Consider the following 10,916-nt stretch of genomic DNA (forward strand, 5'->3'; position numbering starts at 1 on the left):
AAGGCTACAAAATGACCGTTTCAGCAACCGGTCCCGCGCAGAACCGCAAAAATTGTCCGAAACAGGATATGCATGTCCGTCTTGAGCGACATATCCTTCCAGTATTCCACATCATGCTGCGCGCGCTCGGCGAATGTCGAGTTGTTCCGGTTGGAGACCTGCCATGAGCCGGTAATCCCAGGGCGCATTCTGTAGTACATGTTGTTTGGATAAAGCTCTTTCTGGCAAACCATCATGGGGCGGGGGCCAACCACGGACATTTCGCCAACGAAAACATTCCAGAATTGCGGCAACTCATCCATCGAGGATTTGCGCAGGAATGTCCCGAACTTGATGATGCGCGGATCATTCCGCAGTTTCTGGTCGCGATTCCATTCCTCACGGGCTTCAGGGTTTTCTTTCAGATGTTCTTGCAGCACGTTTTCGGCGTCATGCACCATTGTGCGTAGCTTGATCATCTTGAACGCTTTGCCGTTCTTGCCCAGCCGTTCCTGCCGATAAAACGGTGTCACGCCCTGGAATGCCAGAAATGCGGCCAGCATAAGAACAAAAGGCACAACGAAAGGTGCTGCGAGCAAAGCGAACGCAATGTCAAAAAGACGCTTGCCCACACTTCTGTACACCCCTCGACACGGCAACGGAGTGGGTACAACAGAAATACCGGAGTAGCCCGCGCCAGCGTTGGCCACTTCTTTCGAATGACTTGTCACTATTTAAACCCCCAACACACACAATTACTCACGAACCACTCACCAAACTTACGAACCGAACACGCTCGACCTCAACCACATATATTTAAAATCTTATATTTTTATACCACTTCGACCCTGCACTTACTCACTTGCGAGGCCGCTTTCCCGTATCCAACTGTTAACAAATTCCACCTGCCTTGCAAAACATTAATGCTGGCGAACGTGTTCTCTGGTCGCTGAATACAGGTGCTTTTTTACAGTATCGTGAAGATGCGATCAGCTGATTGGCCGCAAATTCATGAACTTTCGTTTCCCCGCGGGACACAATGAGCGAAAATTTCACCCTTTAGGTTTGATTTCCGCCCTTAGAATCTTTTTTAATGTGTGATCACATCAGGTTCTGGTCGCCTCTTTTTTGGTCAACCTAATAAGGACACAACGGAAACAATCGCACCGATCACTTCAGATTGAGAAAGCGGGAAGGTCAATTCACCGCGTGTGCAGTTTAGTGGTGCCTGCTATCTTGATTTTGTGACAAACTAGTACCCAAGTACTTTTTGTTTATGTGATGTGTTCGTTGTGTAAGGGATTTCTGGTGGTTCAGAGTATGAGTTTGGATAATCTCCAGGGGGCCAGTACGAGGTTTGACAAGGCAGAAGGCAACCGAGGTGCAATGGCGTCCAGCGACGGGTTTTATCTAGATTATTTCGGGCTTGACCGACGGCCCTTCACGCTGCTTCCGGATCCCGGATTCATGTACTGGTCGCCGCTGCACAAGCGCGGTTACTCGGTCCTGCAATTCGGCATCATGAGCTGTGCGCCCATCACCGTGCTGACCGGGGAAATCGGGGCCGGGAAAACCACCCTGATACAGCATCTCCTCAGCGAGATGGAGCAGTCGATCACGGTTGGGCTGATTTCGAATGCGCAGGGCGGTCGCGGAGAGCTGCTGCAATGGGTCCTGCACGCGCTGGGTCTGCCGATCGAGGCGGATGCAAGCTATGTACAGATATTCCGGGCGCTGCAGGATTTCCTGGTCGCGGAATATGCCGAGGGCCGGCGGGTGGTTCTGATCTTTGACGAAGCGCAGAACCTGACCGTCGAAGGGTTGGAAGAAATCCGGATGCTGACCAATATCAACTCGAATACGGATGAGCTGATTCAGCTTGTTCTGGTTGGTCAGCCTGAATTGCGCGACATGGTTCTTGATCCCAAGATGCGCCAGCTGACACAGCGCGTTGCCGCAAGTTTTCATCTTGAACGGATGGATGAGTCTTCGGTCAAAGCCTATATCAGACATAGGATGAAAACGGCTGGCGGTTCAGGCGATGAGTTCACCGAAGAGGCCTGCAAGCAGATTTTCACACAAACGCGCGGTGTTCCGCGACTTGTAAATCAGTTCTGCGACTTTGCCCTGCTTTATGCCTGGACGAATGAGGCCGAGAAAGTGGATGAAGAGGTTGTGGAGCAAGTGGTCAAAGATGGCGTGTTCTTTGGCGGAAACTCACTCGAGAAGGAGCTGACAGTCTGATATGGGCCCGGTTCGCTATTACTTTTCCATTTTCCTGAGGCGGTTTCCGTATTTTCTGATCGTCGCGCTCATTGTCTCTGTGGCATCAATCATCATAGCACGGGCGCTGCCCCCGACCTACCTGTCTCAGATGCGCCTGATCGTGGAATCGCCCCAGATTCCAGGCAGCCTGGCCGCGAGTACTGTGACCACACCTGCAGCAGAGCAACTGCAGATCATCGAACAGCGCCTGCTGACCCGGCCGGTCCTTCTTGATATCGCCCATGAATTTGAGGTTCTGCCTGATCAGGACGAGGCAACCCCCGATCAGATCGTCAACGCCATGCGCAAGAGCACCTCGATCTGGATCACCGGGGGTCTCAATCAGGCCAATCTGATGACAATCACCTTCGAGGCGCGCAGTGGCCAGATTGCGGCAGGTGTGTTGAACAGATACCTGACGGAAATCCAGAAGCTGGATGTCACCTATCGCAAGGAACGGGCCACAGATACCCTGGCTTTCTTCGAGCTCGAAGTAGAACGGCTGAGCGACGAGTTGAGCCGGCGCAGTGCCCGTATCCTTGAGTTCAAGAATGAAAACTCCAGCGCCTTGCCCGACAGCCTGCAATTTCGGCTGGCGCAGCAGGGGGCATTGCAGACCAATCTTGAACAAACAGACCAACAGATCTTTTCGCTCAAAGCGCAGCGCGAAAAGCTGGTGAATATCTTCAGTTCAACCGGTCAGGTTGTCGGGGTCTCCCAGCAGAACCTGTCCCCTGCGCAACAACAGCTGAGCCAGTTGCGGAATCAACTGGATAATCAGCGTGTGATTTATTCCGAAAACAACCCTCAGATTAAGCTGTTGCAAGCCCGGATCGAAAAGCTCGAGGAAGTGGTTGCCGCCGAACAGGCAACAAACCCAGCCCCGGTTGATGTACAAACAGGCAACTCGGCTCTTGATCTGCAACTGGCCCAGGTCGACTCGCAGATTTCGGCGTTAGAGGATCAGAAACGGGTTATGGAAGACCGTCTTAACGCTCTGACGTTGACCATCGATCAGACGCCGGCCAATGCCATCACACTGTCTGAACTGCAGCGCGAACATGACAACATCCAAACCCAGTACAATGCCGCAGTCAGCCGTCTGGCCGCAGCCTCGACCGGGGAACGGATTGAGGTCACGTCCCAAGGGCAACGTATTTCCGTCATTGAGCATCCCTCTACGCCAAGCGAGCCTTCGAAACCCAACCGCCTGATGATTGCCGGAGGGGGATCGGCCTTTGGTATCCTGCTGGGGCTGGGGCTGGTGGTTTTGCTGGAGGTCCTGAATCGGTCCGTGCGTCGGCCCGAAGACCTGATCAACAAGCTTGAGGTCTGGCCGATCGCCACTATTCCCTATGCTCCATCACGCGGTGAAGTGTTGATGCAGCGCGCGGTATGGGGTGGGATCATACTGGCTATTCTAATCGGAGTGCCAGCCGGGGTCTGGGCGGTGCATACCTATTACCTACCCCTCGATCTTATTACCGAGAGAGTGATGGATAAACTGGAGACATACTGGTGAGTATTGTTTCGATTGATTTGGTGAATGTGTGATGGACCGTCTTCAGAAAGCGATTCAAAAGGCGCGCGAGGAACGGCAGAGCCGCGAAAGCCCGCCGCCGGTCATGGAACAACCGCCCCGTCACGCCCCGTCAGAAGACGCTTGTGACGCCCGGTGGCAAAGCGTGCCCGAGATACAGATCGACCCAAAGCTCGCAGTGCGCAACCGGCTTGCATCGCTTGCTGGCGGCGGAGACGCCACCCCCTATGACATGTTGCGGACCAAGATGCTGCAGCAGATCTTGTCCAACAAATGGCGCAGGGTGGCATTGACCTCCCCGTACAGCGGGTGCGGCAAAAGCACGACGACGGCCAACCTGGCGTTCAGCCTGGGGCGGCAGGAAGATCTGCGGACGATCGTGATCGATTTCGACATGCGGCGCAGGGGGCTGGCCGAGATTCTGAAGCAAACCGGCAACCACAGTATGGCCGACGTCATTCAGGGGTCGGTGCCGTTTCACGAACATGCGCTGCGGTATGGCAAGAACGTGATCTTCGGGCTGAATTACACGCCCACGCGCAATCCGGCGGAGATCTTGCAAAGCCGACGGGCAATCGAATTTCTCGAACAGCTTGAGGCGGATTACAAACCCGACGTCATTCTGTTCGACACGCCCCCCCTGATGATGAGCGATGACAGCCACGGCTTTCTCAGGAACGTCGATTGTGCCCTGCTTCTGGCGGCCGCCGAAGAAACCAGCATTGACCATATTGACGTTGCCGAACAGCAACTGGCGGAACTGACCAGCGTCATGGGGATCGTGCTGAACAAATGCCGATACATCAGCGGGACGTTTGGCAATGAGTACGGATCCTACTGATACGGCCCCGGCCGATGCAGTGATCATTCCCCATTACAACGATTTGCCCCGGCTGGAACGATGTCTTCTTGCCCTGAGAGAGAATGATCTGACGGCAACTGAAATCGTTGTCGTTGACAACAACTCTCCGGTTTCGCTGGATACGATGCGCCAGGCCTTTCCCGAGGTGCATTTCGTGGTGGAAACCCAAAAGGGCGCGGCCCATGCCCGCAATCGCGGAGTTGCAGAAACCAGGGCGCCCCGACTGTTTTTCATTGACGCCGATTGCGTACCCGCGCCGGACTGGTTGAGCGTCGGGCGTCAGGTCGCGGATCAGGCCGATCTGATTGGTGGCCGGGTAGATGTCTTTGACGAAACCCCACCCCCGCGCAGCGGCGCAGAAGCGTTCGAGGCTGTTTTTGCATTCAACTTCCGCAGGTATATCGAGGTTCAGGGGTTTTCCGGCGCCGGCAACCTGCTGACCCGACGCGATGTGTTCGATGCAATCGGCGGGTTCATCAACGGTGTCTCGGAAGATCGGGAATGGACCATGCGCGCGGTCGCGCGCGGTTATAGCCTGATCTACCGGGACAACTTTCGTGTCAGCCATCCATCCCGGCAGAATTGGCCCGCGCTCAAGGCCAAGTGGCGGCGCACGACACAAGAGGCATATCTGCTGCATGGCACCAACGCCGCCGCGCGCATGCGGTGGGCGATCCGTGGGTTGGCCATGCCAGCCAGTGCAATTGTGCACACCCCGAAAATCCTCAGAAGCGACAAGCTGTCCTCGGCGGGCGAAACCAGTCGGGCGGTCATCACATTGTTCCGGCTCAGATGTCAGCGGATGATCTGGATGTTGCGCCAGGCGGCAGGTGGCAACATCTGATCAAAAGAAAAGGGACCGCGAAACGGCCCCTTGTCCTGTTTGTCAGGTTTGTGTGTCGCTTAGGCGGCCTTGCGGCGACGCGTCAGGGCCAGACCACCAAGCGCGGTCAGAAGCAGCAGACCACCGGCGGGCAGCGGAACTGGTGCGACGTCGAAATCAAACGTAACCGGCACCGGCTTGCCACTGGCATCGGTTGCCCCTGTAGAGTTGGCCCAGCTAAACACCAAATTCTGGCTCAAGGTGTTCGGACTGACGCTGCTGAACAGCGTGCTGAGTGTCGTCTGAACACCACCCAGAACCGACGTCGATGCCAGCACGTTGGCCGGATTCAAGGCGTCGACCCAGCTCACTGTCAGACCTGTGAACGTGCTCAGCAGATTGATGGTGATCGAAGCGTTCGCAACACCAAAAAGAGGATCAATCGGCGACTGGAAGTTGATCATGTAAGCCCCGGGTCCACCCATCGTGGAAACGGTACCGGAGAAGAGCGTGTCGGAGGTGATGTCATATCCACCCCCCGGCAGAGGACCACCACCCGCTGACACCGAGGTCAGAGCGCTGGCCGATCCGGCCATCATCACAGCAGTAGCAAGCCCCGCCGCCATCATTTTAAAAGTTCTAAACATACAAAGTCCCACCTTTGATTTTTATACACACAACCCGCTCGAAATCTCGGCAGGGCACCTACTGCAATCATTAATAATTCATTTCTATTTGATTGCGAAGGATTTTTCGCTGGATTGTGGCTTTTTCTGGGCGAAAGACCACTTTCGGGGGCACAATAAATGGCTGAAATTCAGTTTGTTTCTCAATCGTGAACCGGAGTCACCCGAATAAGGCGAATCTACGTCTTGAAGACATCGCGGATATTCAAGGAGTCCAAGATGTTCTGATAGCCCCACTTAGGTCATACTGACAAATGGCGAAATGCGAGCCCTGATAATATCACGCAGGCCCTTTGGCATTTCGCTTGCAGGACCTGCCGGCTATGAGCGTGCCGCAACAAGCCTGCCGTTACGAAATTCCTTGCGCAGATGCTGGGTGTCAATGCCTTCGCATCATCCGCGGCAACATCGACAGGCCTCGAACAGAGTCGCAGCAACCTCCAGATGCACCAACGCATCTACTTGCGAGCGAAAGAAAAAAGTGGTGTTTCGACGGTGCGGCTCATTGACGGATTTATAACATCCCACGGTAGATCGAATTTGTAACACAACCACCTTATCCTGTCATACTCTCCAATAGGACGCCGGGGATGATTTTAGAAATCCGTATTTTCTAAAATTGTCCTCGGAACAGTTTTGCTCTAGGAGGCCGAAAAAAGGGTCTCGCGCCTTTTTTAGCCAGCAGGCGTAAGTGCCGATGGACCGGCGCAAGGCAATCACGCGCCGCATGGGTTGCCCGAATAGCGTTCGTCACATGCCCCGCTAAAGTTCATAATGGAAGTTTCTGCGCGTTTCAGCGCGCTCGATTTCACGCCTGGTTTTTTGGACAGCGCGCCACGTGCGGCGCATACGTCTCCCTTATCAACTGTAACAAAGTGTCCGAGAATCCGGGAAAGTGCTGCGCCGTCCTAGGATCAGGACCCATTGATTTCAGCCGCTGTCTATGATTCATCACGTCCAAAACAAGCGGTGAACATGTCTGGCCGCACAACGAGAAGATGGCGCGCCTGATAGGCCGCACCAAGGGTGGCATGAGCACGAAACTGCACGCCATCTGCAACAGCCAAGGGCGTCCGCTGAACCCACATCATCACCGCCGGACAGGTCAGTGATTATGTCGGTGTGCTTGCCTTGCTTGGTACCGGACATAGAAGACGACTGCGAACAGGATCACGCCGCTCGGATATTGTGCACCTTTGAATGAGGTCATGAACTGGCTTTCGACTTGAAAAAACAGAAGATCAGTCACCCGCTGGCGGCGCGAGCGTCAATGGTCAAAAGTTTGCAACACAACCTCCTTCAACGCATCTGGCAAACCCCGGCACAAATGAGTAGAAGCGATCTTGTTTTTAAGTTATGAAAGCCGCTGCATGGAACATCTTTCGTCCCACCACAGCCAAGTGGTCAATGTCCAGCGCCCAAAGTACTTTGTGGACATTTCCGGCACCCTTGAACATTCGAAACGAAGCGATTTTCTGACAGGCATTCAACGAGTGGTGGTGACGGTGGCAGCGCAGCTTGCAACCAAGCTTCCTCCGGAGCAGTTGTATCTGTCCTGGTGCGACAAAGAGACGAAAACGTACCACTGTCTCCGTTATGATGCGCTGTCGAAGGATACCGGCATCCTGACGGCCCCGATCCTGCGCAGGCACTTCTTTCCGGAATTGGCGGTCCAGGACCTCGACTCCCTGCTGGGAAAATACAGCAAGCGCCCTCTCAAGCGGCGGTATCACATCGCGCGTCTCGACCTGCTTGCACGCAGGGGGGACGAACGGAGTTTTAAAAAGCGCGGCACAACCCTCAAGGAATGGGCAGAATTGCGCGCCAAAATGAAACAGGCGGCGGATCTGCGCAAATCGGGCCAGCCTTTCGCCGATATCTACGCCCCCGGCGATCATGTGCTGCAACTGGATCTGGCCGTGCAGGACTGGCAAATGCGAATCCTGGCCGAACTGGGGCAGCTTGAGGTGATGAAACATCTGCTGATCTACGATCTGATCCCGCTCGACGTCCCTCAAGTGGTCAGCGGGGACGCGGCGCGCAACTTCCTGTCCTGGCTGGACGAGGCGGTAAACCATGTCGACGCTTTCCTAGTCATCTCCGAGTTTTCGCATACGAAGTTGAAAGAATATCTGGAGAAGACCGGACGCCCCGGGCGCATCACGACCCTGCCCCTGGCGCAAGACCGCCTGCCTTTGCCCAACACATCGAAAGACGAAGACGACGATCCTGTCTCTCGCCAGATGGCGGAATTGTATCCTCTGGCCAGCCGGCTTCACGGAAAGGGGCACGAGGAAACCGAGCTGTTCTGCCGACCCTTTGTGATCTGCGTCGGCACCATCGAGGCGCGCAAGAACATCTGGCGCATCGCCATGGCCTGGAAGCAATTGGTCGAGGAAGGAGAGCGCGACGGCAAACGGGAAATACCCACTCTCGTGTTCGTCGGAAACACCTCGCACATGCCGAAGGATTTCAAGCAATTCATGGAAGGCACCGGGGGGTGCCACGGCTACATCCGCATTGTTTCCGGACCGTCGGACGATTTTCTCGAATTGCTGTATCAGCACTGCCTGTTCAGCGTTCAGGTCAGCCTTGCCGAAGGCTGGGGGCTGCCTGTGGGCGAATCCCTGGCCTATGGCCGCACTGCGCTGGTGGGGCGTGCCTCTTCCTTGCCAGAGGTCGGCGGGGATCTCGTGGAATATTGCGACACCGAAGACATAGACAGTATCGCCGATGCAGCCAGACGCCTGCTGGACGCCGATCATAGGGCAGCGCTCGAAGCGCGGATTTCTGAGGCAACGTTGCGCAGTTGGAGCGATGTTGCGGATGACTTGCTGCGGTTTGTCGAAGCGGACAAGGTGCAGGTAGCCCGCCTGCCTCAACAGCAACCCTCTCAACAGTAATCCTCAAAAAGGCAGATCGACATGTTTAAATCACGGAAGAAAAAACGCGCAGCCATTGAGGCTGCTTTCAACAAGACCATCGACGCGGCAGCCTCGCAGGCGGCGACACAAGCTGCAAGCGAAGCCATACAGCCGGACAGGGTGAATGCCGTGCTTCACGATCTGGTGGCCATGGTCAAGCCCGACGGCCAGCCCAACATCAACGCCTTGTGGCACGAACTCAAAGAGCTCAACGCGATCAAGTGGTCGGTCAAGCAGCAGGGTTACGCGATCGGACGGCAGGTTTTCGAGCATACCAAGACACTGCCCGTTCCCGACAAGCCAGAGGCATTCACGCTGGACTGCAAGCCTTCCACACAGGCGGATGTTCAATCACCCTGGTTCCTCTATTGGATGGACCAGTTGCAATCCGCCCCGCTGCCGCATCGCAAACTTTGGGAATTCGCCTGGATTCTCCAGAATCTGCACGGCCACGGGAAACTGACTGCGGGACAGCGCGCATTAGGGTTCGGATGTGGCACAGAGCCATTTCCATCCTACTTTGCCAACCTGGGGATCGACGTTGTTGCGACCGATCTCGCCCCCGAGGAAGTCCATGGTCGCGGCTGGGCCGAAACCGGCCAGCACACCGCGAGCCTGGATGCCATCTATGAGGCAAAACTGGCCCCGCGCGAGGCCTTCGACCGTCACGTATCGCTTGATTACGTCGACATGAACGACATCCCGGCAAAATACGACGGGCAGTTCGATTTCTGCTGGTCCATTTGCGCGCTGGAACACCTCGGTTCGATCAAGAACGGCCTCGACTTCATCGAAGCATCGCTCAACACGCTCAAACCGGGCGGGATCGCGCTGCACACGACGGAATTCAACTATACCGAAATCGATCTCACCACGGATAACTGGCAGACCGTCCTGTTCCTCCGCCGTGACTTCGAAGCGCTGGCAAAACGGCTGAACGAAGCCGGGCACACGGTTGCTCCTTTGAACTTCGACGTAGGTCACGATCCGCTGGATTGCTTTGTGGACCTGCCGCCTTTCGAGTTCGATAAATTCATGAACTACCAGCCCGACGATTCCAGTTACCGCGAAGGTCACCTGAAAACGAGCGTTGATGGTTTCCCGTCAACCTGCTTCGGCTTTGCCGTACAGAAGAAGGCATAGCCCTGAACTTGTGGCCCGCAGGCATCGCATGAGTGTCTGCGGGCAGTACCAGGGTCAGGATGCATTGATTGCGTAATCCTGACCCCAACTCTGCACCCCATAAAAGCCCGGCCGCCATGACGATGTCTGCGCATGCCATCCATCTGTCAGCCGCAGGGCTTGGGGTCGTCTACCCGGCACAACTGCCGTTCACTATTCCGCGCCCCCGTTCAGGGCGCCCTTGATGCGCACGGCTTTTGGCAACGCCTGATAAGCCTCGCTGCACATCCATGTGTAGAAAACCAAATGTGGGACTGCGTCGTCCTGCATGACCCAGTTGCGGAACATGCCACGTGGCGCACCACTGGTGTGAAACAGAATACGCCGAAAGATCTTCTTCGGTGTGCCTGTTCGGTCAAAAACCAGCATTTCCCACCAAGGGCGCGGACGCCGTTTCATCAGGTCGGACACGACCTCATAGCGCTGCTCAACAGCGCGGCAATGCGCCGAAAGGTCGTTCAGCACCTGACGGTGCCGTTCCACTTCTGCCAAGGCCTGACGCGTGCTGTTCGGCGTGTATTGGTCGATGGCAACATTCAGGGGCGGGAAGAAGCGTTCCGCAAGCTCTGATTTTTCCTCCGCGACATAGTAGCGGTTCAATCCGTCGAAATAGGCGAATTGGTATCCCGCCTCCAAAAGCAGAGGATCCCATGCA

At 55.6% G+C, this 10,916-nt stretch carries 8 protein-coding genes and 2 pseudogenes; 7 read left to right on the forward strand and 3 right to left on the reverse strand.

Features of this window, described 5'->3' with window-relative positions; genetic code table 11:
- Positions 1–20: 20 nt before the first annotated feature.
- Entirely contained in the window at positions 21–710 is a 690-nt protein-coding gene (locus GOW31_RS19675) for a sugar transferase (RefSeq protein WP_371807922.1), read from the reverse strand.
- A 655-nt stretch (positions 711–1,365) separates the two neighbouring features.
- Here GOW31_RS19675 and GOW31_RS19680 point away from each other — a divergent pair.
- Genes GOW31_RS19680 through GOW31_RS19695 form a run of 4 tightly spaced genes read left to right on the forward strand, consistent with a single transcriptional unit; the run spans position 1,366 to position 5,490 of the window.
- Positions 1,366–2,223, forward strand: coding sequence for an ExeA family protein (locus tag GOW31_RS19680; RefSeq protein WP_171120590.1), 858 nt, complete (start codon positions 1,366–1,368; stop codon positions 2,221–2,223).
- A 1-nt stretch (position 2,224) separates the two neighbouring features.
- Positions 2,225–3,766, forward strand: a complete 1,542-nt coding sequence (locus GOW31_RS19685; protein WP_171120508.1) for a lipopolysaccharide biosynthesis — start codon at positions 2,225–2,227, stop codon at positions 3,764–3,766.
- Positions 3,767–3,797: 31 nt separating this feature from the next.
- A complete protein-coding gene (locus GOW31_RS19690; protein WP_171172442.1) occupies positions 3,798–4,625 on the forward strand; it encodes a CpsD/CapB family tyrosine-protein kinase in 828 nt (275 codons plus the stop codon).
- Entirely contained in the window at positions 4,606–5,490 is an 885-nt protein-coding gene (locus tag GOW31_RS19695) for a glycosyltransferase family 2 protein (RefSeq protein ID WP_171120513.1), read from the forward strand. Before GOW31_RS19690 ends, GOW31_RS19695 begins: the two co-directional genes overlap by 20 nt.
- A gap of 59 nt (positions 5,491–5,549) precedes the next feature.
- Here the strand turns inward: GOW31_RS19695 and GOW31_RS19700 are convergent, their stop codons facing one another.
- Positions 5,550–6,116, reverse strand: a complete 567-nt coding sequence (locus GOW31_RS19700) for a VPLPA-CTERM sorting domain-containing protein (protein WP_171120516.1) — start codon at positions 6,114–6,116, stop codon at positions 5,550–5,552.
- A gap of 1,043 nt (positions 6,117–7,159) precedes the next feature.
- Here GOW31_RS19700 and GOW31_RS19705 point away from each other — a divergent pair.
- The 3 genes and pseudogenes from GOW31_RS19705 to GOW31_RS19715 all read left to right on the forward strand — a co-directional run.
- A pseudogene (locus tag GOW31_RS19705) lies at positions 7,160–7,292 on the forward strand (IS5/IS1182 family transposase); the annotation flags it as partial.
- A gap of 233 nt (positions 7,293–7,525) precedes the next feature.
- Positions 7,526–9,058, forward strand: coding sequence for a glycosyltransferase (locus tag GOW31_RS19710; RefSeq protein WP_171120518.1), 1,533 nt, complete (start codon positions 7,526–7,528; stop codon positions 9,056–9,058).
- A gap of 21 nt (positions 9,059–9,079) precedes the next feature.
- Positions 9,080–10,222: a cyclopropane-fatty-acyl-phospholipid synthase family protein gene (locus GOW31_RS19715; RefSeq protein ID WP_171120520.1), complete on the forward strand. Its 1,143-nt coding sequence runs from the start codon at positions 9,080–9,082 to the stop codon at positions 10,220–10,222.
- A 192-nt stretch (positions 10,223–10,414) separates the two neighbouring features.
- Here GOW31_RS19715 and GOW31_RS21910 read toward each other — a convergent pair.
- Positions 10,415–10,916 (reverse strand): annotated as a pseudogene (locus GOW31_RS21910) (hypothetical protein); the annotation flags it as partial.

The organism is Ruegeria sp. HKCCA0370 (assembly GCF_013033705.1).
In the GTDB taxonomy this organism is placed as follows: domain Bacteria; phylum Pseudomonadota; class Alphaproteobacteria; order Rhodobacterales; family Rhodobacteraceae; genus Ruegeria.

Bases quoted from the DNA above. Each gene is read 5' to 3' on its own strand.
- GOW31_RS19710 (WP_171120518.1), top strand. From the start codon at position 7,526: ATGGAACATCTTTCGTCCCACCACAGCCAAGTGGTCAATGTCCAGCGC.
- GOW31_RS19695 (WP_171120513.1), top strand. From the start codon at position 4,606: ATGAGTACGGATCCTACTGATACGGCCCCGGCCGATGCAGTGATCATT.
- GOW31_RS19700 (WP_171120516.1), bottom strand. From the start codon at position 6,116: ATGTTTAGAACTTTTAAAATGATGGCGGCGGGGCTTGCTACTGCTGTG.
- GOW31_RS19685 (WP_171120508.1), top strand. From the start codon at position 2,225: ATGGGCCCGGTTCGCTATTACTTTTCCATTTTCCTGAGGCGGTTTCCG.
- GOW31_RS19715 (WP_171120520.1), top strand. From the start codon at position 9,080: ATGTTTAAATCACGGAAGAAAAAACGCGCAGCCATTGAGGCTGCTTTC.
- GOW31_RS19690 (WP_171172442.1), top strand. From the start codon at position 3,798: ATGGACCGTCTTCAGAAAGCGATTCAAAAGGCGCGCGAGGAACGGCAG.
- GOW31_RS19680 (WP_171120590.1), top strand. From the start codon at position 1,366: ATGGCGTCCAGCGACGGGTTTTATCTAGATTATTTCGGGCTTGACCGA.